General features: G+C 43.7%; 18 protein-coding genes, 3 tRNA genes and 1 pseudogene. 10 read left to right on the top strand and 12 right to left on the bottom strand.

Annotated elements, in window-relative coordinates; genetic code table 11:
- Positions 1-172 precede the first annotated feature (172 nt).
- The 4 genes from JMX92_RS10665 to JMX92_RS10650 all read right to left on the bottom strand — a co-directional run bounded on the left by JMX92_RS10665 (position 173) and on the right by JMX92_RS10650 (position 1,579).
- A tRNA-Ser gene (locus JMX92_RS10665) sits at positions 173-263 on the bottom strand.
- Between the two features lie 109 nt (positions 264-372).
- Entirely contained in the window at positions 373-708 is a 336-nt protein-coding gene (locus tag JMX92_RS10660) for a CopG family transcriptional regulator (protein WP_041773710.1), read from the bottom strand.
- A gap of 360 nt (positions 709-1,068) precedes the next feature.
- Positions 1,069-1,144, bottom strand: a tRNA-Asn gene (locus JMX92_RS10655).
- 359 nt (positions 1,145-1,503) lie between these two features.
- A tRNA-Asn gene (locus JMX92_RS10650) sits at positions 1,504-1,579 on the bottom strand.
- Between the two features lie 292 nt (positions 1,580-1,871).
- On the opposite strand from JMX92_RS10650, the gene JMX92_RS10645 reads away from it, so the two are divergent.
- The 4 genes from JMX92_RS10645 (at position 1,872) to uvrB (ending at position 6,257) form a co-directional block, all read left to right on the top strand.
- Positions 1,872-2,438: an acyl-CoA thioesterase gene (locus JMX92_RS10645; protein ID WP_011960779.1), complete on the top strand. Its 567-nt coding sequence runs from the start codon at positions 1,872-1,874 to the stop codon at positions 2,436-2,438.
- 51 nt (positions 2,439-2,489) lie between these two features.
- A complete protein-coding gene (locus tag JMX92_RS10640) occupies positions 2,490-3,098 on the top strand; it encodes a DUF2059 domain-containing protein (protein ID WP_110816719.1) in 609 nt (202 codons plus the stop codon).
- 144 nt (positions 3,099-3,242) lie between these two features.
- On the top strand, positions 3,243-3,938 hold the full coding sequence (locus tag JMX92_RS10635) for a DUF2059 domain-containing protein (RefSeq protein ID WP_201545551.1): 696 nt from the start codon (positions 3,243-3,245) through the stop codon (positions 3,936-3,938).
- 201 nt (positions 3,939-4,139) lie between these two features.
- Positions 4,140-6,257: an excinuclease ABC subunit UvrB gene (uvrB, locus tag JMX92_RS10630; protein WP_155587624.1), complete on the top strand. Its 2,118-nt coding sequence runs from the start codon at positions 4,140-4,142 to the stop codon at positions 6,255-6,257.
- A gap of 119 nt (positions 6,258-6,376) precedes the next feature.
- Here uvrB and nirD read toward each other — a convergent pair whose 3' ends face one another.
- Positions 6,377-6,754, bottom strand: coding sequence for a nitrite reductase small subunit NirD (gene nirD, locus JMX92_RS10625; RefSeq protein WP_155587623.1), 378 nt, complete (start codon positions 6,752-6,754; stop codon positions 6,377-6,379).
- A 95-nt stretch (positions 6,755-6,849) separates the two neighbouring features.
- On the bottom strand, positions 6,850-9,492 hold the full coding sequence (gene nirB, locus JMX92_RS10620; RefSeq protein WP_227675353.1) for a nitrite reductase large subunit NirB: 2,643 nt from the start codon (positions 9,490-9,492) through the stop codon (positions 6,850-6,852).
- 363 nt (positions 9,493-9,855) lie between these two features.
- Here nirB and JMX92_RS10615 point away from each other — a divergent pair, with 363 nt between their 5' ends.
- From JMX92_RS10615 to cobA, 5 genes are all read left to right on the top strand, one after another.
- Positions 9,856-11,358 carry a NarK family nitrate/nitrite MFS transporter gene (locus JMX92_RS10615; protein ID WP_110816715.1) on the top strand — a complete coding sequence of 501 codons (1,503 nt, stop codon included), beginning with the start codon at positions 9,856-9,858 and terminating at the stop codon, positions 11,356-11,358.
- Positions 11,359-11,747: 389 nt separating this feature from the next.
- Positions 11,748-13,751 carry a bifunctional protein-serine/threonine kinase/phosphatase gene (locus JMX92_RS10610; RefSeq protein ID WP_201545550.1) on the top strand — a complete coding sequence of 668 codons (2,004 nt, stop codon included), beginning with the start codon at positions 11,748-11,750 and terminating at the stop codon, positions 13,749-13,751.
- A 94-nt stretch (positions 13,752-13,845) separates the two neighbouring features.
- The gene (locus tag JMX92_RS10605) at positions 13,846-15,318 is read left to right on the top strand and encodes an NAD(P)/FAD-dependent oxidoreductase (RefSeq protein WP_201545549.1); all 1,473 of its coding nucleotides are present in this window, start codon (positions 13,846-13,848) and stop codon (positions 15,316-15,318) included.
- Positions 15,319-15,410: 92 nt separating this feature from the next.
- Positions 15,411-18,401, top strand: a complete 2,991-nt coding sequence (locus JMX92_RS10600) for a nitrate reductase (protein WP_227675351.1) — start codon at positions 15,411-15,413, stop codon at positions 18,399-18,401.
- A gap of 127 nt (positions 18,402-18,528) precedes the next feature.
- A complete protein-coding gene (cobA, locus tag JMX92_RS10595) occupies positions 18,529-19,473 on the top strand; it encodes a uroporphyrinogen-III C-methyltransferase (protein WP_201545545.1) in 945 nt (314 codons plus the stop codon).
- Between the two features lie 116 nt (positions 19,474-19,589).
- On the opposite strand, the gene JMX92_RS10590 is transcribed toward cobA, so the two are convergent.
- The 4 genes and pseudogenes from JMX92_RS10590 to JMX92_RS10575 all read right to left on the bottom strand — a co-directional run bounded on the left by JMX92_RS10590 (position 19,590) and on the right by JMX92_RS10575 (position 22,850).
- A complete protein-coding gene (locus tag JMX92_RS10590) occupies positions 19,590-19,982 on the bottom strand; it encodes a hypothetical protein (protein WP_011960768.1) in 393 nt (130 codons plus the stop codon).
- 103 nt (positions 19,983-20,085) lie between these two features.
- Positions 20,086-21,499, bottom strand: a pseudogene (locus tag JMX92_RS10585) (aspartate ammonia-lyase).
- 252 nt (positions 21,500-21,751) lie between these two features.
- Complete coding sequence (locus JMX92_RS10580) at positions 21,752-22,111, bottom strand: AzlD domain-containing protein (protein ID WP_011960766.1); 360 nt, start codon at positions 22,109-22,111, stop codon at positions 21,752-21,754.
- Positions 22,101-22,850, bottom strand: a complete 750-nt coding sequence (locus JMX92_RS10575) for an AzlC family ABC transporter permease (protein WP_201545544.1) — start codon at positions 22,848-22,850, stop codon at positions 22,101-22,103. The genes JMX92_RS10580 and JMX92_RS10575 overlap by 11 nt, the downstream gene beginning before the upstream one ends.
- A 344-nt stretch (positions 22,851-23,194) precedes the next feature.
- Between JMX92_RS10575 and JMX92_RS10570 the strand changes: the two genes are divergently transcribed.
- On the top strand, positions 23,195-24,643 hold the full coding sequence (locus tag JMX92_RS10570; RefSeq protein ID WP_110816709.1) for an SLC13 family permease: 1,449 nt from the start codon (positions 23,195-23,197) through the stop codon (positions 24,641-24,643).
- A gap of 124 nt (positions 24,644-24,767) precedes the next feature.
- Here the strand turns inward: JMX92_RS10570 and JMX92_RS10565 are convergent, their stop codons facing one another.
- Positions 24,768-25,238 carry a Dps family protein gene (locus JMX92_RS10565; protein WP_201545543.1) on the bottom strand — a complete coding sequence of 157 codons (471 nt, stop codon included), beginning with the start codon at positions 25,236-25,238 and terminating at the stop codon, positions 24,768-24,770.
- A 499-nt stretch (positions 25,239-25,737) separates the two neighbouring features.
- The gene (locus tag JMX92_RS10560) at positions 25,738-26,400 is read right to left on the bottom strand and encodes a YcxB family protein (protein WP_011960762.1); all 663 of its coding nucleotides are present in this window, start codon (positions 26,398-26,400) and stop codon (positions 25,738-25,740) included.
- Positions 26,401-26,692: the final 292 nt, after the last annotated feature.

The following is a 26,692-nucleotide window of genomic DNA, read 5'->3' as shown; positions in this document are numbered from 1 at the left end:
CCTAAGTTGTTAGATGCACTTTTAGAGGAAGGGAAATTGTTTGTTATTCCTGAACGTAGAAAGCGATCTTGCCCGAGGGTAGTTAAGGGTAAACCACAAAAATATCCCAAAAAAAATACCAGTCAGCGTTAACTGACTGGCATTAACTTAATTAAGTGGGCTTTTTGGTATCTGGCGGAGTCGGAGAGATTCGAACTCTCGAAGGGCTATGAACCCTTGCCGGTTTTCAAGACCGGTGCATTCAACCGCTCTGCCACGACTCCGTAGGTGCAGTATTATAGAGTGTTTTGGCGGTATTGCAAGCACTATTTTTTAATTTCTACAAAAAAAGTTCAAGACGCTACTGATTTTAGGTCTCAAAAGGTATCAAGGCTATTTTTTTGGCTCTAATTGCTCTTCGAGTAAGCCTTTGGTCTTGAAGCTGCTGTGAGTGTCAATAATGGCTTTTTCGATGATAGAGGCGCTCACGCCATTAGCGCGTAATTTTTCGATAAATACCTCATCATCAGCCAAGGTATAACCATCATTATCTCTATCTAGGCCTTGACGGATATAGAGTCGAATTAAACCCTGAATACGTTTAAAACCATGCTCTTGAGCCGTCTCAGTTAGCAAGGTAATCATCTCTTCTGAAAGACGAATGCTAATAGGGCGGGTGATCTTTTGCGGATGGTCAGAGAATTTATTGCGAATATGTGGAGGGATCATAGCCATATCAGTTCTTTTTGGTTAAATAAGTCTATTTATTATAGGGGAATTACAAGCTAACACAAACTTATGTGCTAACTTGGCAGTTTTGCCGCTCTATAACTTATCTTAAGCCAAAACTTAAATTATCAAGCTTTAGACAAGATAGCCTACAAAACAACACCTTAAGGTAATAAATAGCATAAGATGGGCAATATATTAAACAGCTATCCATACGCCTGATAGTCAGAAGCAGGGGTAACCTGTCAGCATCAAGCTGGAATAAATATAAACGCCATAAAAAAAAGTCCTAATCAAAGATTAGGACTTCCTGAAGGCTTTAACATGTGGTGCTATAAAGAGGTAAAGCCTTTTAAAATTTGGCTCCCTAACCTGGGCTCGAACCAGGGACACACGGATTAACAGTCCGATGCTCTACCAACTGAGCTATTAGGGAAGAACTTAATTGATACTTCTTTTTAAGAAGTGGTCTTAACTAAGTGATGCGTATTTTAGACAATGTCGGGGTGGGTGTCAAGCACTAAATCAAAAAAAAGTGAATAAATTGATAAATATAGCGCAAATTTATTACTTTGTTTTAAAAAGATGCTTTTTTTTACCCTGACGGTCAACTGGCATCCAGCAGCGAGCATTAAATGACAAAGCCTACTGCAACACATTGAAAGCTTAAACCACAAAATTTACAAGCATCGTTAGCCAATGCTAATTACCATACCTGCCACTTCGGCTAAAAAAAAATCCCTATCATTTAAGATAAGGACTTTGGCATATTGCCATAAAGGTATTGCTAGAATTTGGCTCCCTAACCTGGGCTCGAACCAGGGACACACGGATTAACAGTCCGATGCTCTACCAACTGAGCTATTAGGGAATAGCTGGGTTAACGTGCTTATGTGTTAAGCTGTTTGCGTTAAGTGGGGCGTATTCTAGCAGATAAAATTTAGGCGTCAACCCTTTTTGCAAAAAAAATTCAAATTTTTGTCATTTTTTTATATTTTGGCTGTTTTTTGACACAAATTGACTAAAAAGTAACCGATGAGTGTTAAGTTAAGACCTGTTTTGATGTCAGAATTGACGGTAAGCTAGAGTAGAGAGCTTTGCTTGTTATCATTAACAAAAAAAGGCTGATTTGTTTGTCCATCTATTTTGAAAAAAGGAATCCTATGTCACAAATTAATACCTCAAGTACGGCAGTAAGCGCTCCGCTTAAACATGAATTGTATATGTCGGTGCTAATGACCCCCGATATGGCAAACTTTATTGGTAATGTACATGGTGGCGATTTGCTAAAAATGCTCGATCAGGTGGCTTATGCCTGCGCCAGTCGCTATAGTGGTAGTTATGTGGTGACCTTATCGGTGGATCAGGTGATGTTCTTAGAGCCAATTTATGTGGGCGAGCTGGTCACTTTTGCTGCCAATATTAATCATGTGGGCAGAACCTCGATGGAGGTTGGAATACGTGTAGAGGCTGAAAACATCCAGCAGCGGACAGTACGCCACACCAACAGTTGTTATTTTACGATGGTGGCAGTGGATGAAAATGGTAAGCCCACGCCTGTGCCGCCTTTAGATATTAAGAACCATTTGCAGCAGTGCCGCTTTGATGCTGCGATTGAGCGCAAAAAAATGCGTCTAGAGCAGGCCAATCGTCCTGGCTGCGGCGTAGAGTCTGCGGGCAATTTATCGGGGGCAGCTAAACCCAGTGATCAATACAATGAGCCAAAGTAACTTTAAATGGATAGACTCAACTTATAAAACCAAAGCGTAAAGGGATACTTAATGAAAAAAATATTGGCTCAAAGCTTAGTGTCAGTGACCAGTGTGGTGCTGATGGCAGTGACGCCAGCATATGCTGAATTAACCATCAATAGCTCAACGGGCAAGACGGCGCCAAGCTCAATAAAGACGCTTAGTCATGCTCAACAGGTGCCCTCAGAAGCCTCATTGATTAAGCTGCTTGAAGTGACTCGTATGGCAGATATGATGCAATCTATGTCGAGCACTCAAAGTGAGATGATGTCGCCTATTATTGAGTCTGCATTAAAGCAAAAAGACTTAGCGCAAATGACCGATCAGCAGCGCCAAGAGGTGAGCCGGGTGTTGACCCAGTACTCTCAGCAGCTGCTTGCTGATACCAATCAGGTTTTGCTAGATGTGGCTCAAAAACAGTTTGTTGGTGTGGCAAAAAAGCACTACACGCAAGCAGAGGTCGATGCGCAAATCGCTTTTTATAGTACAGAGGTCGGTCAAAGCATACTCGATAAGCAGCCTAAACTGATGCAAGAGTATATGAAAGTGCTTGTGCCGGAGGTGATGCAGGTGACCAATGCCACGAGTGAAAAATTAATGCCAAAGCTGATAAAAGACTTGGACGCTATCTTAAAATAGCCGCCATCTGTGAGCGGTAATGAGCGGTAATGAGCGGTAAGATGCTGTAACGCACTGTCAGTAGTACGCTGGGCAGCCGACACATAAAATGGGGCTTGGATGTTGTAATAATTAGAATTTGTAATAAAAATTAGGTGACTATTTATGTCAATTTCTCATCCTTTTTTAACATCGGCATCTAAGCCGCTACTGAGGGTAGTGCTGGTGTCCGCTATGGCAGCCGCTTCAGTGATACCTGCTCAAGCTGAGCTGATTATTAGTAGTACAGGTAGCAGTGCGGCCAATCAAGGGGTCGCCACTCAGCCCGCTGACTTACAAGCGCCGCATGACGTGCAGCTTCAAAAGGCTCAGAGCAATCAGGTACCCTCTGAGGCTTTAGTTATTAAATTGATGCAAGTGATGCACATTGATGATCAAATCGATGCCATTGTGAATGGTCAGCAAGCTGCAAGAGATATCCTAAATAGCCAAGAAGATAAAGCGGCCAATGACACAGCTGGTCTTAATAAGCGTCAACGGGAATTGGCTGAAGGCTTACAAGGGATATTGGCTCAGTATGGCAAAGTCTTAGGGACACGGATGAGCAGTACAGCCAGTCGTGAAGAGCTGACGGCTGCTTATATCAGCGCTGCACGAGCCCATTACACCCAGCAAGAAGTACAGGCGCAAATTGGCTTTTATGACACCCCAGTGGGTCAAAGCATCTTGGCAAAAAATCCTAAGGTGAGTGCTGATTTTCTGCAAGCTGCCCTACCCAGTGAGGAAGAGATGCAGCAAACGCGCGGTGAGCTAGAGCAGATGCTACCGCAGATTAAACAGATCTTTAAAGATGTCTTTTAACTAAAATTATTGTTTATCAATAAAAGAGCGGCTTGATTAAGTGGCTCTTTTTTTTGGTACAGCATATCCATTTTATGAGAATAAATAGATCAGGGTAATGGGCCTATGGCGGATAATTTGCTGAAGCGCAGGGCTTTAAAACGCACACTTTTGTCCCCATATTAGAGGCAACAAACACCGATATCAAAAAAGACAATTATTATGCGAATGCCTGAACCTAGATCTTCACGTCAATTAAATCAATTGGCCACTCAATTGCAAGACGAAGCTGAGATTACAGGGGTTAATGCCTCCGGTACCCTGATTTCCAGCCGCGCTTTTGAAATGGTAACGGACTTTGAGCCTGCTGGCGATCAACCACAAGCCATCGAAAAGCTGGTAAAAGGGGTTGAGGCTGGCATGGATGCCCAGTTATTGCTTGGGGTGACTGGCTCCGGTAAAACCTATACCATGGCCAAAGTGATTAGTGAAACACAGCGTCCAACCATTATTATGGCGCATAATAAGACATTGGCCGCCCAGTTGTATGGAGAATTTAAGTCCTTTTTCCCTAATAATGCCGTAGAGTATTTCGTCAGTTACTATGATTACTATCAGCCTGAGGCGTATGTCGCAGCCAGTGATACCTTCATTGAAAAAGACAGTGCCATTAATGATCACATTGACCAAATGCGACTGTCTGCGACTCGCGCTTTACTAGAGCGCCGTGATGCGATAATTATCTCTTCAGTGTCCTCCATTTATGGTTTGGGTGACCCAGAGAGTTATTTAAAAATGCTGTTGCACATTGTTGTGGGTGATGTGGTAGACCGCAATGCCTTAATTAAGCGATTGGTTGCGCTGCAATATACCCGTAATGAGCTTGATTTTGAGCGGGGTACTTACCGCTTACGTGGCGAGCTTTTGGATATCTACCCTGCAGAATCTGAGCAATTGGCAGTGCGTATTAGTATGTTCGATGATGAGGTTGAAAAAATCAGTTGGTTTGATCCATTAACGGGTAAGACTGTGCGTAGTGTGCCGCGCATTACCATTTATCCAAAATCTCACTATGTGACGCCGCGTGAAAAACTAGAGGCCGCCAGTAAGACCATTCGAGCCGAGCTTGATGACAGATTGGAATATTTTAGAGCCAATGACAAGTTAATTGAAGCTCAGCGGATTAAAGAGCGCACCCAGTACGATCTAGAGATGATACAGCAGCTGGGCTACTGTAACGGCATTGAGAACTACTCGCAGCATCTATCGGGTCGTCCTGCCGGCGAAGCGCCACCTACCTTGTTTGATTATATTCCCCCAGATGCGCTACTTTTCATCGATGAATCACATGTCACTGTGCCCCAAATCGGAGCCATGTATAAAGGTGACCGTTCTCGTAAAGAGAACTTGGTGAATTATGGTTTTCGCTTGCCCAGTGCCATGGACAATCGTCCAATGAAATTTGAAGAGTGGGAAAGAATTAAACCGGCAACAATTTTTGTGTCAGCAACGCCTGCGCAATATGAGCTTGAACACAGTGAACAAATTGTAGAGCAGGTAGTGCGTCCAACCGGTCTTATTGATCCTGAGATTGAGATTCGACCTGTATTAACCCAAGTTGATGATGTGTTATCAGAGATTACCAAGCGCCGTGACGTCAATGAGCGGGTGCTAATTACCACCTTGACCAAGCGTATGTCAGAAGATTTAACCGATTATCTAAAAGAGTATGATGTCAAAGTGGCTTATCTGCATTCTGATATTGATACTGTGGAGCGGATGCAAATTATCCATGAGCTGCGTACCGGTGTGCATGATGTGTTGGTCGGTATTAACCTGCTACGCGAGGGGCTAGATATGCCTGAGGTGTCACTGGTGGCCATATTTGATGCCGATAAAGAGGGGTTTTTGCGCTCAGAGCGCTCGTTGATTCAGACCATTGGCCGGGCAGCTCGTAATTTAAACGGTAAGGCTATTTTATATGCCGATAAAATTACGCCCAGTATGCAAAAGGCGATTGAAGAGACAGATCGTCGCCGCGAAAAACAAATTGCCTTTAACAAAGAGCATGGCATTACGCCTAAATCTGCCACCCGTAGTATTACCGATAAGATTGATACTGGTGAAGTAGAGGAGGATGTAAATGACAATCAGCCAATTCCAAGTAGCAGTGGCTTGCCGGATGTGGATATTGAAATCTTACGTAGTCCAGACTTGCTAGCCAAAGAGATTAATCGGTTAGAGAAGCAGATGAAACAATTCTCCCGTGAGCTTAAGTTTGAGGATGCTGCAAAAGTACGTGATAAGGTGCTGGCGCTTCGGGCTTATATTGTTCAGTAAGTATATTTAAGTTAGGCTCAGTCATAGGGTTTTTATCATAAACGCCTTAAAATAAAAAAGGATAAAAGCCTGTCTTTTATCCTTTTTTGTTAGATTAAATGGTCATATTTTGGACAAAATTAGGCCGCCATGGCATTTTTTAGACTGACCATAACCTGATCGCCATCAAGGCTGACTTCGTATGAGTCTAATTTTACGGTTTCATCGTCTAAGCATTGTCCCGTGGCCAAATCAAATCGTTGCTTATAGATGGGTGAGGCGATATAGATGACCTCGTCTTCTGACACGCTACCATCTTCAAGCTCAGTCTTGACAACAGTGCCCCCAATCAGACCACGAGAGAGGACATTGGCATTACTAAAAGGGTCAAGATTATCAATGGCAAATAATTGATTGTCCTTGGTGCGAAAAATAGCCACTTGTTTGCCCTCTATGAGCGCACAAACGCCGCCTTCAGGGATAATATCGTTCAAAGTACAGATAAGTTGAATGGTCATAATGACGTCCTTTTTTAGTCGGGTGAGCGTAACAGTTGGATAAACGCTGGATAAAAGCTGGATAAAAAATAGTGGCTTGGGTGTAATTAGGATGATTAAACCACGGCCTCTACCGCTTCTTTTTCGAGCTCAGTCGCAGGGCGAATTTGTTCACGTTCAGTCACAAATACCACATTGTCATCACCTAGCTCGCTGTTAACAAAATGACGGAAGCGTTTTAACTTCTCTTTGTCAGTAATGGTTTCTTTCCATTCGCAGACATAATTATCAACCAACAACTGCATTTGATCTTCAAGCTCTTGAGCAATATCTAAGCTATCTTCGATAATAACTTGTTGTAAATACTCTAATCCGCCTTCTAAGCTTTCACGCCATTTTGAGGTGCGCTGTAACTTATCCGCGGTTTTGATGTAAAACATCGTGATACGGTCGATATATTTGATTAAGGTCTCAGTGTCTAAATCGGTGGCGAATAGCTCTCCATGACGAGGTACCATGCCACCATTACCGGCCACGTATAAATTCCAGCCATTTTCGGTAGCAATAACCCCAAAGTCTTTCGATTGGGCTTCGGCACACTCTCGGGTACAACCGGAAACACCCATTTTGATTTTATGCGGTGAGCGCACCCCCTTGTATCGGTTCTCTAAAGTTAAGGCTAAGCCGACGCTATCGGCGACACCATAACGACACCAGTTCTCACCAACACATGACTTAACAGTACGCAGTGATTTACCATAAGCATGGCCAGTTTCGAAGCCTGCCTCTACTAAGCACTCCCAAATATCAGGCAATTGTTCTAACCGTGCCCCAAATAAATCAACCCGTTGACCACCGGTAATTTTGGTATAAAGGTTAAAGTCTTTGGCCACTTGACCCAATACGATAAGTTTATCAGCGGTAATTTCGCCGCCAGCCACACGCGGCACAACAGAGTAGGTGCCATCCTTTTGGATATTGCCTAAGTAGTAATCGTTGGTTTCTTGCAGCGGCGCAAGCTCTGTTTTAAGGACATAGTCATTCCAACAAGACGATAAAATGGAAGCCACTGCAGGTTTGCAAATCTCACAACCACGGCCTGTGCCGTGCTGTGTTAATAAATCATCAAAGGTTTTGATGCCTTTAACACGTACTAAGCCATATAACTCTTGGCGAGAATAAGAAAAATGCTCACACAGATCATTATTGACCTCAAAGCCAAGGTCGGTTAATTGATAAGCCAGCACGTCTTTCACCATAGGGGCACAGCCGCCACAGCCTGTACCTGCTTTGGTGCAGCTTTTGACATCTGCCAGTGAATAAGCCCCGTCTTCAACCGCACCACAAATGGCACCTTTAGATACATTAAAACAAGAGCAAATGGTGGCTGTATCAGGAAGGTTTTCAATGCCCATTGAGGGTTTTTCAACATTGGGTAAAATCAAGCTCTCTGGATGAGCGGGAAGGTCGATGTCATTTAAGAATAACTGCAATAAATTATTGTAGTCTTCGGTATCACCCACCATGACAGCACCCAGCAGCTTTTTATTATCGCCACTGGTAACCAGCTTTTTATAGATGCCTTCATTGGGATTTTGATAAATGTAGCTTAGGCTGCCCTCAGTTGTGGCATGGGCGTCGCCAATACTGCCCACATCAACACCCATTAGTTTAAGCTTGGTGCTCATATCTGCGCCAGTAAAGGTTTGCTCAGTGTCACCCGCTATTTGAGCGGCACATATACTGGCCATGGCATAACCAGGGGCGACCAGACCAAAGATTTTATTGTCCCAAACTGCACATTCACCGATAGCATAGATATCTTCATTATTGGTCTGACAATGATCATTGATTAAGATGCCACCACGGCCTCCTAAAGTGACTCCGCACTCAGGATTACTTCTCATAATGCCATCTTGCGGACGGATGCCGGCACTAAATAAGATTAAATCGGTATCTAGTTCGGTATCATCTGTAAACTTCATGGTTAAGAAAGTATCTTTTTCCAGATGCACCTCATTTTGACTGTCTTTTTGATGGATGTCATGGTGTAAGGAAACACTGCGGTTATGAACAATTTCTTTGGTATTTTTTCCCGTTAATACGGTGACGCCCAACGCTTCAATCTTCTTCTTTAGGATTTCACCACCAGCAGGGTCTAACTGAACACCCATCAACTGAGGGGCAAATTCAACCACGTAAGTATCAAGCCCCAAGGTTACCAATGCTTTGGCAGCCTCTAGCCCTAACAACCCGCCACCGACGACCACCCCTTTTTTAGCACTGGGTTTTTGGGCGGTTTCAAGAATATCATCCAAATCAGCAATGGTACGATAGACATGACAATGAGCATGATCACCACCTTCAATAGGGGGCACAAACGGGTATGAGCCGGTTGCTAAAACTAGCTTTTTATACTCAACACTTTCGCCGCCCTCTACGGTCAGGGTATGAGCCTCGCTGTTGATATCTACAATTTTCTTATTTAGATGCAGCTGAATCCCAGTGGCATCATAGTCAGCCATATCCACTAGGTTTAGCTTGGTGGCATCTTTATGTTCAAAATAGCTTGATAAATAGACACGATCATAAGCTGGGCGATCTTCTTCAGCAAAGACATGAATGTCATAGGTGGTGTTTAAGCCAAGTTCAATGGCCTTCTCTACAAAGTGATGCCCCACCATGCCGTTACCGACCACAACAAGGTTAGGTTTGTTTTTTTGTTTACTATTTATATTACTCATATTTGCCTTAATCATGAATGTGTCCTTTAGTGGGTGTCTAGTAGCTATTTTTAATCACTTATTAAAGTGAAAGCCACTTAGTGCCTACCGTAATACATTCAATAATCATGCCAGAGCTGACACTTTATGAATTTAAAATACAAATCGAGTGAACAACATCTATAAGAGTGTGGGGAATAAGAGCGGTGTATGCGCACAGATGCACATGCTTTGGGGAATTAAATCAGTACCTGGCACAGAGCTTGCAACCAATTACATTAAGTAACTGTTAATTTGTTTTTTATTTTTATTTTATTTGAATTAATAAATAAATTAATGTAAAGCCGTCTGCAACTAAAGCGTTAACTACAGACTATTATTCATACAAGGAAGCAAAGCATGTCGTCCGCAACCCCTGTGCCACCCAGCAAGGAAAAACTCAATGTCTTATCCTTCGCTGGTAAAAATAAAATCCTTCATTTAGGTTGGATGGCATTTTTCCTCACTTTTTTCGTATGGTTTAACCATGCTCCTTTTCTCTCCGCGATTGGAGAGACCTTGGATCTAACCAAACAACAAGTTAAAACCTTACTTATTTTAAACGTGGCTTTAACCATTCCAGCACGAGTCATTATAGGAATGCTTACTGATAAGTTTGGGCCCAGAATCGTTTACACCTGCATTTTAGCGCTTGGTGCGATACCTTGTTTTACTTTCGCATTTGCTCAAGACTATACAACACTTGCCTTATCGCGCTTTATTCTAGGGTTCGTGGGGGCAGGCTTCGTCGTCGGGATTCGTCTCATCAGCGATTGGTTCCCTGCCAATGAGCTAGGTGCTGCAGAAGGTATCTATGGCGGCTGGGGTAACTTTGGTTCTGCCGCAGCAGCCATGTTATTACCGACAATAGCCATCGGTTTTGCTGCTTGGTTTGGCGGTGATGAAGGCTGGCGTTATGCGTGTGCCACATCTGGCGTCGTCATGGCTTTGTATAGCATATTATTTTATAAATTCGTACGCGATACCCCAAAAGGCTCAACCTATTTCAAACCAAAAAAATCTGGTGCCATGGCAGTAACCTCAAAGGGTGACTTCTGGTTAATGATGATTTTTAAATTGCCTATGTATTTGGCTCTAGCACTTCTAGCCTGGAAGCTGTCTCCCGCTGGCGTAAGCTTACTTAGCCAAAGCGCAGTAAACTTTATCTATATCGGTCTGGCTTTACTGTATGTTTATGAGTTTGTGAGTAGCTATCGCTTTAATAAAGAGGTATTCACCACCGAAGTACCAGAGTCACAGCGTTATGATTTTAAACAAGTAGGCGTGTTAAACATTCTTTATTTTGCAACCTTTGGTTCAGAACTGGCAGTGGTGTCTATGTTGCCCCTTTTCTACTTAGAAACCTTTGAGGTATCTGTGGTTGCTGCAGGTCTATTGGCGTCATCATATGCCTTTATGAACTTAATGTCTCGTCCTGGTGGTGGTTGGTTAAGTGATAGATTTGGTCGTAAAAGTACCTTACTTATTTTAACGGCAGGTCTGGCAGTGGGGTATTTCTTAATGGGTATTGTTGACTCAACTTGGCCCATTGCTTTAGCCCTTTTAATTACTATGTTCTGCTCATTCTTTGTGCAAGCGGGTGAAGGTGCTGTATTTGCGGTCATTCCTTTGATCAAACGCAGCATGACAGGGCAGTTTGCGGGTATGACCGGCGCTTATGGTAACGTAGGGTCAGTGGTTTATCTCACTGTACTAAGCCTAGTTTCTTATCAGACCTTCTTTATGGTTATCGCAGTCACCGCCGTGATTGGATTTTTGGCTTTATTCTTATTAAAAGAGCCTTCAGGTGTTATCGTAGAAGAGATGCCAGATGGCACCTTTGCTGAAATTAGTGTGACCTAATGGAGATATCTATTAGATTTTGAGTGGAAAATATCAGCTGATATCAAGTGAGAGCATTGATTTAAAACGTTAAGCTGTATTTTAATGAGATTTAAAATGAGGTATAAAGCCGGCGTATAGGTTTTATACCTCAACTTGCTTCTATAAGCCACTTGCTTCGATAGCTATCAGGTTAAACACGTGAGCGCTAAGCCTTAAATGAATGAGCAATAAATAAAAAACTTAGCAACATAAACACTAAATGCTCAAAACTTAATAAAGGATGACCAGTGGCTACCCTTAAGACAGTATCTGCCAAACCTATCCATAAGATCAAAGCCCAAGCTGCTACCTGCACCGCTGAGGGTAGGCCTAATCAATCCGCAGGATGGTAGTTTGATTTTTATAGCATGGCTGGGCGCAAGTTGGAAAATCAAGACAGTCTACTGATCAGTACGTGTTTATTAAATCATCTAGATGAAATCAAGCTGCAAAATAAAAATCAAGCGCACAAATTACGCCTCAAGCCAGAGCATTTGCCTGTGCTGTGCGTATTGGCTGATGGGGTTAGTGCCTGTCAATTCCCTAAGCAAGCCAGCCGATTGGCGGTTGAGATCATGACTGACTATGTCATAAAAGGCCTAAATCATATTTACAATCAAGCGTTAGCTGAAAAACAGCAGCTTAATCAACACCTATCCAAACAGATTTTTGATGACGAAAGTGTGGCTGGTATTATTAAGTCAGCCGTCATTAAAGCCAATGATTCAATGTATTTTTCACAGTCCTATCAACGTGTTGCACCATTATTGTCCACATTATCAGGGGTGTTGTGCATTGGTGATAGAGTGCATCTATTCCATACAGGCGATTCACGAATTTATCGTCTCAGTAAAGACAGTATGGTGGTTTTGAGCGAAGATCATCGCATTCATCATGGGCAGGACAAAGGTGCATTATCAGCAGCTCTTGGTGCAGATACCGGCGTAGATTTACAGCAAACGGTGTTTACCATGCACCAAAATGAATATTTGGAGTTGATGACAGATGGGGTTTATGAACATATTGACCCGATAGAGATGCAATTTGAGTTTAGTGCAGCGGCCACTCAATTAGAAAATACACCTAATTGGCATGACTTAAAGCATTGGCATTTAAGCCATCAGCTTTGTCAACATGCGTATGCTGAAGGCAGCAATGATAATCTAAGTATCATTATGCTTGGCATGGGACTCGCATCAGCGATTAAGATTAACAGCAATACACAAGGGATGAATAATGACGGCGAAGTATTCATAGATGCTCGCAACAAAAAAAGTCATATACCCATTCAATATAAGTTACCAACTGGCCTGCGGGTTGGGGACAGTATCGACGGCTTTGAGGTAACCTCTATCATCGCTAGAACCGCCCGCAGTGAAGTGTATCTGGTAGAAGATAGCTTAGGTCATGAGTATGTTTTAAAGTCACCCAGCCTAAGAGCTGTGGATGACGGAGAGTATCTGCGCAGCTTTTTAAAAGAGCGTAAAATTGGGCTGAGTTTATCAAAGCATCGGCGCGCTGGAGAAGCAGCTTACAATCAGACCAATCCCAACCTAATCCAACAAGTCATGCCGCCATTAAAGACGAAAGGTGCGACCACAACTTCTGTTGAAGTGACCACAACAGCCCTAGGTGGCTCAGCTCTTGGGGAGTCAGGATTATTACGTTACTATCCGGTACCTGCCAGCTCCATATATCTATATCATTTGACTGAGTACATAGAAGGGGAGAGCCTACGAGCGTTTATGGAGCGCAATGGTCCTTGTGATGTGTGGCAGACCCATGATTTGTTGACCAAAATTGGTATGGCTGTACGGGTCATGCACCGTAACTATCTATTGCATCAAGATATTAAACCCGAAAATATTTTATTGACCAAGTCAGGCGCGGTGAAGCTGATTGACTTTGGGTCGGTCGCTTCTTCAATTCTTAAAGACAACACTAGACCTCCGGTAGGCGACCTACATTATGCTGCACCAGAATATTACACAGATGCCCCTAAAGGGGTGCATTCAGATTTGTTTTCAATTGCTGTCATCGGCTTTGAGCTACTTACTGGTCATCGTCCCTTCACCTCACAAATGCTCATGTCAGCCTCTGCTGTCTTAGTGGTACCTGCCAATTTACTGCGTCAAAAACAAGTCCCAGCTACCAGTCAGCAAGCATTACTGCGTGCTCTTCATCGCAATACCAACGTTCGTCACCAAGCAATTGGTGAATTCTTACAAGATTTTAATCCTGATAACAGCGCCTCATTATCTGATCCTGAACCGCTTATCAAAAGAAACCCTTTATTGGTGTGGCATAGTATTTGCTTGTTACAAGGCATAGTTATCCTTTTTTTACTGATTAAATTCCTGCCTAGTCTCTAGTTCGATGCGTCTACATGAGCCATCTAAGCACTTAGGTTGAGAACATAATGGGTAATAATTATCTCAACTGCCGCTTAAGTGGCTAAGGTCTCTCATGCCAGCTCCCGAAACTGCCAGCCCCACGACACGCTCATCAGCCATAAATGCTAAGGAGCATAACGACTCAGCTAATGGTGTGGTTATTATCGGGGCTGGTATGGCAGGCAGTCGCTTAGCCATTAAATTAGCCACTGTTTGGCAGCAAAATGACAGTAACACGCACAGCAATGGCCATCACAGCAACAACACTCAGGAAAATAAAGCGCCTAAAATCACTTTAATTAGTAAAGAGTCTGAGGTGGGTTATAACCGTATCATGCTATCCCCAGTCTTGGCAGGCGAGACCTCATTTGAAGACACCTATTTGTATGATAAAGGGGACTATGAAAGACTAGGTATTCATGTTCTAGCGGCAGTGGGTGTCGATAAAATTGATACCAACAATCAACAGTTGTCCTTAGACAATGGTGACTGCCTCAGCTATGGCAAGCTGGTCATTGCGACGGGCTCAACTGCTCGGGTTATTCCTTTTCCAAATCACCAAGCCAAAGGCGTTCACGTATTTCGGGACGTGGCAGATGTTGATTTGCTAAGTGAGTATGCCAAACAAGGTAAGACAGGCTTAGTGATTGGCGGCGTGCTGGGCCTAGAGGCAGCTTGTGCCTTATCTTCGCAGGGGGCTGCTATGACGGTGATCCATGTCGATGATTATGTACTAAACCGTCAGTTAGACTTGCCGGCTGCACTGATGCTGCAAGAAGAGCTGGTCAGACGTGGTGTTGGGCTTGAGGTGTCTGCTGCATCGACCACCATTGAGGTAAACGACGCTGATGAAGTCGTGGGTCTAAGTCTAAAAGATGGCCGTACTTTGGCCGCTGATTTTATAGTCATGGCCGTCGGTATTATTCCGAATACTCAGTTGGCAGCTGATAGTGGTATTGAGGTGAATCGAGCCATAGTGGTAGATGAGAACATGCACACCTGTTGTCCGAACATCTATGCCATTGGCGAATGTGTCGAAATTAATGACGAGCTTTTTGGCATGGTATCGTCTGTCAATCAACACGTAGATAGCCTAATTCAAGTGCTAACGCACCCTGCGATAGAATCAAATTGGTCTCCTTTTGTTAGCGTACCATTGGCATTAAAACTTAAGGTCTCAGGCATTGCTGTATTCTCATCAGGTCAAATTGAATTTGATGACGAAGAGCTGGCTGTCGTAGAGCAGATTGTTTATAGACACATTGAGGATAATCAGTACCACTGCCTATTTGTGAAGGCGGACCATTTAATTGGGGCTGTGTTGTATGGAGAAACTGGCGATGGCACTTTTTATAGTAAGCTGATTAATGAGCAAATTGATATTTCAAGCGTTAAACAGGATTTGATATTTGGGGCAGCTTATTGTCAATCAAAGCTTGAAAATCAAGACAGTGATAATGCTGCCACCAGCCCAGTGAGCACAGGTGAACAGACGGCTGTCGCACAGCAAGAGACTGCCGCATTACAGACAATCGCCTGTGCCTAAAGAGTAGACGTTTTATACAAAAGATATCAAAGCAAAATAGTGAGAATATTATCAAAAACAGTCAAACCAATTTCGTTGAAGTGACCCCCAGTGTGAATAAGATTAAGACCTTATTTCTCGACAATGACGACCATGTTGCGGCCGCCAGTCATGATTCTATACGCACGGTTCGCACGACTTGTCCTTACTGCGGCGTAGGCTGTGGGATATTGGCCAGCGTAGATAACTCAACAGCTAAAGTCACGGTTAAAGGTGATCCACAGCATCCGGCCAATTTCGGTAAACTGTGCTCTAAGGGCAGCAATCTGGCTGAAACCTTGGGCGTAGAACGTCGCTTGACCCATCCTTATTATCAAGACAAACTGGCGGCTATGAATGGCCTATCTCCCAGCCCATCACTAACAATCTCATCGACATTAGTAGATAATGATACGGTAATAAAAGCCGTAGATTGGGAGACGGTGCTTGATGATGTGGCCCATCGTTTAAGCCGTACCATCACAGAACATGGCCCCCAAAGCGTAATGTTTTATGTGTCGGGGCAACTACTAACTGAGGATTATTATGTCGCCAATAAGCTAATGAAAGGCTTTATTGGGAGCAATAATATCGACTCAAATTCTAGATTGTGTATGTCATCGGCGGTAGCCGGGCATAAAAGAGCGTTCGGAGCGGATTTGGTTCCGGGCAGTTATACCGACTTTGAAGATTGTGATTTGTTGGTATTGGTAGGCTCTAATATGGCTTGGTGTCACCCCATATTATTTGGCCGATTTTTAAAAGCCAAACAAGAAAATCCTAATAAAAAGCTGGTGGTGATAGACCCTAGGCGCACAGACTCATGTGAGTTTGCAGATTTACACCTGCCTTTAGCACCGGGGACTGATACCCATTTATATAACGGTTTGCTTAAATATTTAACAGACAATGGCCATAAAGATGCCAGTTACGCCGCAAAGTGCGAAGGCTTAGAGGCAGCATTGGCTGCTGCTGAAGCTTGGACACTACAAGCCGTGGCCAGTGCTACCAAGCTGACGGTCGAGCAAGTTGAACAGTTTTATCAGCTGGTTGCCGCCAACAGCAAGACCGTCTCTGCATTTAGTATGGGGGTGAACCAGTCCAGTAGTGGGACGGATAAGGTGAATGCCATAATCAATAGCCATTTATTAACGGGACGTGTTGGCAAGCCTGGTGCCGGTCCCTTTTCATTAACTGGTCAGCCCAATGCCATGGGCGGGCGTGAAGTAGGCACCTTAGCTAATCTATTGGCGGGGCATTTAGAGCTGGACAATGCTGAGCATCGCCAAGCGGTTGCTGAGTTTTGGCAGTCGCCTGAGTCGATTAAAGCCAATACCGGTATCAAAGCCTGTGATGCTGCCGATGCCATATTATCAGGTAACATAAAAGCCATTTGGATTGTGGCCACCAACCCAGTGGTAAGCTTGCCAGAAGCAGATAAATTTAAAAAAGCTTTGGCCGAGTGCGACCTAGTTATCGTCTCAGAGTGTTCAAAAGACAGTGATACCATACGCTGCGCAGATATAGTTTTGCCCGCGCAAGGATGGAGTGAAAAATCTGGGAGTGTGACCAATTCTGAACGCCGAATCTCTCGTCAACGCAGCCTTATGCCAGCTGTGGGTGAGTCAAAACCGGACTGGTGGATTTTTGCTCAAGTGGCAAAACGCATGGGATTTAAAGGGTTTGAATACAATGATCCTAGTGAAATTTTTTTAGAGCATGCCGCCTTAACCAGCTATCAACAGCATAACTATCCTCGCCAACTGGATTTATTGGCCGAGATAGCAGCTCATGGCCAGCCTTATGAATCTATGCAGCCGCTACAATGGGGGGGAAAACATATTGATGTTGTCCATGCTAATTTTAAGCATAAAGCACCGAGTCTCATCGCCATTACACCGCCCAAACAAGCCGGTGCTGTTAATAAGTTTCTGTCCGCAGATGGTGTGCATATAGTGCCCAGTGATAATACCAGCCTTCCTTTGCGATTAATTACAGGCAGACTGCGTGATCAATGGCACACCATGACGCGAACAGCTTTAGCGCCTAAGTTGAACCAGCAGCAATCTGTACCTACGTTAACGCTCCATCCTAAGGACGCTAAAAATCTAGGCGTCATTGATAATGACTTTGTCTGTATTGGTGCACAGACAGACTTTAAGAGCCAAGTTTCAAAAGTAATGGCACAAGTTGCAGTCAGTGATGAGGTGCGTATGGGTGATGCCTTTATGCCCATGCACTGGAGTGATGCTTTTGCAAACTTGGCCAGAGTAGGGACGGTAATACCCACGAAAGTTGATCCAATATCGTCACAGCCTGAGCTGAAAAACTCAGCAATAACGGTCACGCCCGTCAACATAACTGCTTTTGGCCGTATTTTAGTGCATTTAGATTGGCTAGAGGCTGTATTGGTGCAATTACGTCAAATGTCATCGCAACAAGATAAAGCAGGGGTGCCAAAACTCATTTGGAGTATCAGTCGTCAACAAGACAGCGTGTTAGTTCATTTAGCGACAGGTAGTGAGTCTGTCGGCAGTGAATGGTTAACCTTAGCGTATTGGCAAGATTTTGTAGCACGGATTGCTAAAAGTACCAGACACAAGCCTATGGCAGCTACAAACTCACTAAACAGCAGTATGATGATGAGTGAGTCTGATAAACAGTTACGCTTTGTGGTTCGTCAAAATGCAGATACAAAAAATCCTACTGTTGACACTGCTAAACAGCATTTAATCATGACGATTTATATCGCTCCTAAGCGAGAGCAACTGCCCAGTATTCATTGGTTAAACAGCTGTTTTGCAGATATGAGCAAAGTGCCTTCGGTTAAATGGTTGCTAGCAGGAAGGCCGGCAAGCGGTTATGTGGATCCAGGCCGTTTAGTCTGTGCGTGTATGGGGGTGGGCGAAAATACCATCATTGATGCCATTACCTCTCATGGGTATAACGATGCCAGTGACGTTGGCAAATTATGTCAAGCGGGAACCAACTGTGGCTCATGTGTGGGCCAGATCAACGAGTTGATTAAAGCGCACAGCCCCATTAAAGAAGCAGCTTTGGCTTAAGGTTTTGCTTAAGGGGATTATAAGCGCTCTTAGCTTAGCGAGCGTATATCAATGAACATGGCATGTTAGTTGCAGCATACTTAGTATGAGTCACACTACACTTTAAGATGCCAGGAGCATACCCAGCATGACCAAGGCGATACAGCTAGATCCTACCCTGTCACAATCTGCTTTAAAAAATAAGTTAACACACAGACCTGACTATGTCTCAAAGCCCGCAACAAAAGGTGCCGTATATTTGGTAGGGGCAGGGTCTGGTGATCCTGAATTACTCACTCTAAAAGCTTATCGTGTCATGCAGCAAGCGGATGTCGTTCTTTATGATAGCTTGGTATCACAGGACGTTTTAGACTTGTGTCATCCTAGCGCAACTAAGGTTTTTGTTGGTAAACGCTGTAATAATCATGCGATGCCACAAGCGGATATTAATCAGCTGTTAGTGCGTTATGCTCAAGCTGGTAATTGCGTGGTTCGTTTAAAAGGCGGCGATCCTTTTATCTTTGGCCGAGGCGGTGAAGAGTTGCAGGCTGTGGTTGATAATGGGGTGTATTTTGAGTCGATACCTGGGATTACCGCTGCTAGTGCTGCTGCGAGTAGTACGGGTATTCCTTTAACTCACAGACAATGTGCGCAGTCCGTCAAATTTGTGACGGCTTTTAAAAAAACCAATTGTCCAAATCAAGACTATAGTGAGATGCTAGAACCTTCTCAAACAGTCGTGCTGTATATGGGGTTGAATCGTCTGGCCGGACTTACGGAGGGCTTGATGCAAGCAGGGCGAGACGAACTGACACCGTTTGCCGTAGTCAGTCACGCAAGCTTACCGACGCAGCAAGTGTTAATTGGCACCTTACAAGATATCGCTTCAAAGCAAGCCATGGCCAAGCTACCGACACCGGCCTTACTGATTATGGGTGATGTGGTAAATTTATATCAACAGTTGAGCCACTTTAATTTGGCAGATCAACGAGCTCAAAGCAGATTTATCACTGAGCAATATAAGGGGCACGGTCGTAAAGGCTTGGAAACGGGCAGTGATGAGTCTGCGATTGAAGGCGACTTGGTGGTTTAATATAGGACAGGGATTAAAAACTAACGTTTAAAGAAAAAAACAGAGAAAAACAAAAGAGAGGCGTGTTGACGTCTCTCTTTTTTATTTCGGTTATAAGAGCAGTGCTGTATGACGCCTTATTTGGTCAGGTTGGTATAGCAAGTTTGTAAGGATTTGGCGACCACTTTTGTCACCAACTGCGCACGATAGGTAGGGTCTAAAGCGGCATTGGTCATATCAACCACAGTCACTTGCTGCGGGGCTTGCTCACTGACGCAGCCACAGATTTTGGTTTCAGCGGCTTGCTCTTGCTCAGGTGTCATTGCCACGCGGGCCAAGCGCCAAGCGCTTTGTTTTTCAAGCTCGCTACGGCACTGAGCATCTACTGCGGATTTAAAAATATTCATGCCCACGTTGGTGGCTGTACCCACGGCATTGCCTGCATTGGTTGTGCTACCTGTACCTGTTGAAGCGCAGCCTGATAGTGCCAAAGTTGCCATCATAGCTGAAGCTGCCAGAATCTTTTTCATAGACCAAGTCCTTGAAGGTTATTAAAGTAAAATAGGCTACTTAAAAAAAGGCAGATTATCAATAGATAATCTGCCTTTTTGTGCCTGTTGTTGCAGAATCGATTTAAGCTTTATTTTTTAGCAGCGGATACACCATGTTTTCAGGTGAGATAATCTCATCAAGTGTGGACTGATCTAACAGTTTTTCTTCTAGTACTATGTTGTACACACTGCCGCCACTTTCTTGCGCCTTTTTGGCAATTCTTGTCGAAACTTCATAGCCCAAATGCGGGTTAAGCGCTGTGACCAGACCAATATTGCTCAGCACTTGCTGACGACAATAATCTTCATTCATCTCAATACCATCGATACAGCGAGTCGCAAAGGTTTCACAGATATCACCCATCATAGATAGGCCGGTGAATAAGTTGAACGCCATCACAGGTTCAAACACGTTCAACTGCAATTGTCCCGCCTCTGATGCCATAGCAATGGTGTGGGTCAATACCCATCACATGAAAACACGCTTGGTTGACCACTTCTGGAATGACAGGGTTGACCTTACCAGGCATGATAGAGCTACCAGGCTGCATTTGCGGAATGCGGTATTGTCCTAGGCCGGCGCGCGGTCCAGAAGATTGCAAGCGAATGTCATTGGCAATCTTTGATAACCGGGTAGCGAGTAGGCGCAAGTTACCTGATAGTGCGACATAGACACTGGTATCTTGGGTGGCTTGTACCAAGTCATCTGAGGTGTAATAGGGTTTACCCGTAAGCTGCCTTAGAACCTCAGCACAGGTTTCAGGATAATTAGATGGCGCATTAATGCCGGTACCGATGGCAGTGGCACCCATGTTAATCTCATACAACAGCTCCCGCACTTGCTCAATGCGTTTTTTTTCAGCCTTAATCATGGTGGCAAAGGCATTGAACTCTTGTCCCGCTGTCATTGGCACAGCATCTTGTAAGTGAGTGCGTCCCATCTTTAAGCGATCGCCTAAGGCTTGCTTTTTATTTAAGAAGCTCTCAAGCAGGATGTCCATCTTAGCAAGTAAGCGTTCACAGTAGTGATCTAGTGCCAGCTTTAAGGCGGTGGGATAGGAGTCGTTGGTCGATTGTGACAGGTTTACGTGGTTATTCGGATGTAAATACTGATACTCGCCTTTGTTGTGACCCATAATCTCTAACGCACGGTTGGCAATTACCTCATTAACGTTCATGTTGGTTGAGGTACCAGCACCGCCTTGGAACATATCAATAATAAATTGATCGTGGTATTTGTCCGCAATTAAGTCATCACAAGCGGCGCAGATGGCATCTTTAATTTTCTCATCCAATACGCCTACTTTATGGTTGGTAATGGCTGCCGCTTTTTTTACGGTAGCAAAGGCTCTGATAAATGGGGCAAATTGGTGCAAGCGCACACCACTGATGGGGAAGTTTTCAAAGGCACGTAGGGTTTGAATGCCATAATAAGCATCAGCGGGAATATCACGATTGCCCAGAAGGTCGCTTTCTTGACGAGTAGAGACAGTCATACGTATATCATCCTAAAAAGAGGTCTTAAACAAGTTAAGCCTTATACCATAGCACAGTTAAAAAAATAATTAAGCTGAATAAAAGGTTTTGATTACCATGATAGATAAAGGTTATGTATCAATGGCTTATATAGAAAATAGATAACTTATAATTGGCTATGGCGACAGATTGTATGAGGCCAAATAGGAGCCGAATTAGGGACAAATAAACGCTAACAGTTGACCTAAAAAGCTTTGGAATATAGCCAAATATTAGCTTAAAAGGTGTGCAAATAACCGCAGCAGCCCATTGACAGCAGCGATGCCTACCACCATGCTCACCAACAATTGACGACTGATGTGATATACCAGCAGCACCAATATTAATGCACCAATTTGTGCCAAAAGTAGGTGCAGTTCGCCACTGTGCAGCCCAGTTTTGGCTGAGATATCCTGATAAGATAAGCTGGTTAAAATCAGCAATACCATCACCGATAGCGGCAAGCTTTCATTGAGTCTATGCAGCCAAGGTGTGTCCAGCAGCCGTCTAGGAATTAATGCAGGCAGTGCCCGAGTGATAAAGGTCACCCCGGCCATCGCTAACGTGGCAAAAATCAGATAGCTACTGCTCATGGCTATCTCCTTTTTTATGGGTTATTTCGGGGGGATGCTGCGCTGCCCAAAATCCGCGTACTAAGATAAATAACATACACAGCGTAATGGCCATTAACAGTACCCAGCTGCTGGTAAATTGCGAGGCAATGATTAAAGATAAGATGGCAATGCCAATAGGAAAATAGCGTTTGATACTTTGAAACTGTTCATAGGCCAAGATGGCAAATAAGCACACCAACGCAAAATCCAAATTGGGGATTAAGTCGCTTAGGGTGCCGCCGAGTATGAAGCCGATGCCACCTGCTACTACCCACCAGCTTTGGTTAAAAAGGCTAATAGGTAGCATTAAAGTTTTGCGCAAGGGTTGAGGCAAGCTGGTCATGACGGAGAAGGTCTCGTCGGTAAGCGCAAACAGACAGTAAGTCTTGGCCAGCTTGTTATCGGGCAAAGATTGTAATAGGGGCATGCCATAAAAGACGTGACGCAAATTAATGGCGGCAATGTTGGTGGCCATACTACCAATGGGCATACCGGCACTGAGCATAGGCAGGCAAGCATATTGAGCGGCACCGGCATAAAGCAGCACACTTAACATGATGGTGGCCCAAAAAGGAAGGCTGGCCACTTGAGCTAATACCCCAAAGGCTATACCGGCAGGTAAGTACCCCATGGCGACAGGTATGCTTTTTTTGAATCCTTGTGCCCAGTCATGTTGGGACTGGTGCTCGATAGATGAGGTGTTGGAATGAGAAGTCACAGGGCATCCTAATATTGACTATATTTTAAGCTTATGAAATCCAAGTAGCCTGTCCTTAATGGGCAAATTAACCTGCGCTTTTTGTTATAACAAAGCCGTTAATCGTCAAGCCTATATAAATTTTTTTTCAATTCTTATACACTTAGCTATAATAGTAGCTATATAGAAATATTTAGCAACAATTAACCTATTATTTTTTGTTATGAGTGCCTTGTTTTTTTATAGCCGCTTATTTTTGCCTACGCCATTTAACTGTTGTATTTTTGATATTTGAGTGATTTATTACCACGATTACTCTTTTGCCCGTAATGACACATTTGGGCTTACATTTATAAGGAGATTTTATGTCCGATCCGAATATTACGCCCAAAGGGCCCAACGATGCCTTAGATGGGCATCTGCCCCATGATGGCAATGAGTATCTATTTACCGACACCTTTCCTAAAGGCACCGTGAAGGGACTGGTTATCACAGCGATTGCTGCTCTTATTAGCGTGATGCTATTTAATGTATTGCCTTTTGAAGCCAACGTTAATAAGGGTCTGAGCCTATTGGTATTTATTGGTATTTTATGGTTAACCGAAGCGCTGCATGTGACCATCACAGCCATTTTAGTAGTGATCGTCGGGGTCGCCATTGGTATTCCTGAGTTTGATACCAAAACTGCTTTATCAAGCTTTGCTAATCCCACCATTTATCTGTTCTTTGGTGGCTTTGCACTGGCTGCGGCACTGCATGTACAAAAGCTGGATGAAAAAATTGCTTTGGGTTTAATCTCAATGTCCGGTGGGCGTTTAGGCAACGCAGTAGTGCTTATATTCATTGCCACAGCGATGCTATCTATGTGGATTTCAAATACCGCAACTGCGGCGATGATGTTACCGCTGGCCATTGGTATGCTATCCCAAGTGGATCGTCAAAAAGACCGTGGCACCTTCGTGTTTGTCCTGTTAGGTATCGCTTATTCGGCAAGTTTGGGTGGTCTAGGAACCATTGTGGGGTCACCGCCGAACGCCATTGCGGCCAAAGCTTTAGATATCTCTTTTGTAGATTGGATGAAGTTTGGTTTACCCATTACCTTTATTTTGACGCCTCTGTTATTGGGCGCTATGTATCTGGTGTTAAAGCCCAATCTTAATGTGCGTATCAGTAGCGTAGATCAGCCTGATATTCCTTGGACTAAGCCTAGAGTTATTACTATTATTGTATTCTTAGTCACCGCTTTATCATGGATATTTGGTAATAAGTTAGGTGAGATGCTAGATATTAGTGACATGGATTCTATTATTGCCTTGTCGGCAGCGGTGGCTGTGGTCAGCTTAGGGTTGGTATCTTGGAAACAAGTATCCGATAATACCGACTGGGGCGTGCTCATGCTATTTGGGGGCGGTATTGCGTTATCTAACGTTTTAAAAACCTCAGGTGCCTCACTAGTCATGGGGGAAACCGTCGCACAGGCATTAATGACCACACCTTTATTCCTAGTACTGCTGGCGGTTTCTGCCTTTATTATCTTTTTAACGGAGTTTGCTTCGAACACCGCTTCGGCGGCACTACTGGTTCCTGTGTTTGTGGCCATTGCTGAGCAAATGGGTCTGCCAAAAGAAGTGCTCGTCCTTATTATCGGTATTGGTGCCTCGTGTGCCTTTATGTTGCCTGTTGCCACACCGCCAAACGCCATTGTATTTGGTACCGGCCTGATCAAGCAATCTGAGATGGTGCGGGTTGGTCTGGTTTTAAATATCGTTGCCTCTATTGTCGTGGCCTGCTGGGCCTACTTCTTCTTAATGTAAGGCCTGTTAACAAGAAGATTATTGTCATTAGATAACAAAAATCCCCGCTCATTGAGCGGGGATTTTGGTGTTAGTAAAACTGGCTTGTCACCAAGTGACACACTAGCTTAGTCTAGACAGTGAGTTAGCCTAAGAAAGCGTTATACATCCAAACCAGTTTTTCTTGCTGCTGTACATACTCATCTACTAAATCAGCGGTACCTTGGTCTTCAGCTTCTTCTGCTACTGCAGATACTTGGCGCTGCTCTTCAATAAGCTCTTGTAAACCACTTACCAGACCTTTAACGCATTCTTTGCCGTTAAAGACGTTTTTGTGCTCTTTGATGCTGCTGTGCTGAGCAAAGTCGCTATAGGCATGTAGTGGCGTGCCGCCTAGAGTTAATACACGTTCAGCGATTTCGTCGATTTGAAGTTGTAAGCTGGTATATAGCTCTTCAAATTTTTGATGTAGTGAGAAGAAGTGCTCGCCTTTTACGTTCCAGTGGTAGCCACGCACATTAATATAAAATACATGGTAGCTTGACAATAGATTGTTTAGTCTATCGATGACAGCTGACATGTCTTTTTTTTCTAGGCCGATTTGATTGGTAGTCATAGTTATTATCCTTTTTTTTGTGAGTGTTAAGTGATTAAATTTTAATTGTTGAAAGACTGCTCTAAGCTATCTCAGCTTTGAGGTGACTTTCTATAAACGACTTGCTATAAACAACGACAGCGAAGTCCAAATGAAAGAGGCTAGAAGCGCTCCTATTCCGTACTGTTAATAGTAGCAAAGTTAAATGTATTAGTTAAATGAAACGTTTTAATAGTGTTGATAGGTTTTATAAAACTATAGCGGTGTGGTGTTATATCCTTAATGGTTATAGTGAATAAACGTTTATAGTATAATCAAAAATCTAGATTAAGTTAAGGGTTTTTTACAAATATAAACTTAGACATGACCTAAAAAATGAACCAGGCAATGCGCTATAAATGGCTGCTAAAAATGGCAATAAAAAAGGCAGCCAAAAGGCCGCCTTAAGGCATTAATTAGTCCATGACCAATAGAGGCTAATTAAGCTATGATTAACGATAATAGACGTTATCTGCTGTTGCTACTGCTGACCTAAAGCCACAGGATTTAACCCTTTTTGAGGAATGACTTCTAGTAGGTGCGTGCGCACAGTGTCAATCGGGAACTTTTGTGCTTGCAGGCGTTTTGGGATAATCTGACTGCCTTGCTGCCCCTGCATTTCAAATAACATAAAGATATAATCATCCGTCTCCTCCCAGCTCTTGACAGCACTCCAAGGAATGACAGCTTGCTGAGTGGATGCTGCACGCATTTGCATGCCGCGCATTGCCTTTGACATATTGGGCTGAATACCGGCATTAGGTGCTGGCATTGCCATAACTAGACCGTGTTTTTGCACGCCCAATTTTAACTGCTTCATTTCCTCTGGCATTTCTTGTTCGGCCATTTGTTTTTCAAACTCGCGTTTGACATACCATTTCATACCGACAGTGCGCACCAGCAGATATACCACGACCAGTACTAACATCAGATAGAAGATAAATGTTGAGTAGCCTTTTACAAAAACCAAGCCGGCAACGGCTGCGATGACCACCAGTGCCATCACAATCCACTCTTTGAGTTTGATGCTATTTAGGCCAAATGAGGGATTACTTTTTTCAAACAACTCAAATTGTGCTTGTTGAAATTCATCTTCAGTCAAATTAATGTCAACAGGTTGCAGCGTGTAAGGGTAGAGAGCCATATAATTACTCGAATAGGATGTTAATTGGGCAAAATAATAATAAAAGGAGTATGACTTTTTTTAGACCAAAGCCTAGCTGTCATAGATACCCTGCTATCTTACCGAAAACTGGGGGCAATTGAAACTTTTAACCCAAGCTGTGCTTGTAATTTTTATCACCGGTCACCGTAAAACCACCCACTTCAGGGGGTGGATATAAGGCGACACACACTGTCGTGATCAGTACTTAAAGTATTGCAAGTTAAAATTAACCTCGCCATACTAACCCTATGAAAACCCTCAAGCTACGCAT

Source organism: Psychrobacter sp. H7-1 (genome assembly GCF_904846585.1).
GTDB classification, from domain to species: Bacteria; Pseudomonadota; Gammaproteobacteria; order Pseudomonadales; family Moraxellaceae; genus Psychrobacter; species Psychrobacter raelei.
This window is presented reverse-complemented; position numbering and strand designations above follow the sequence as displayed.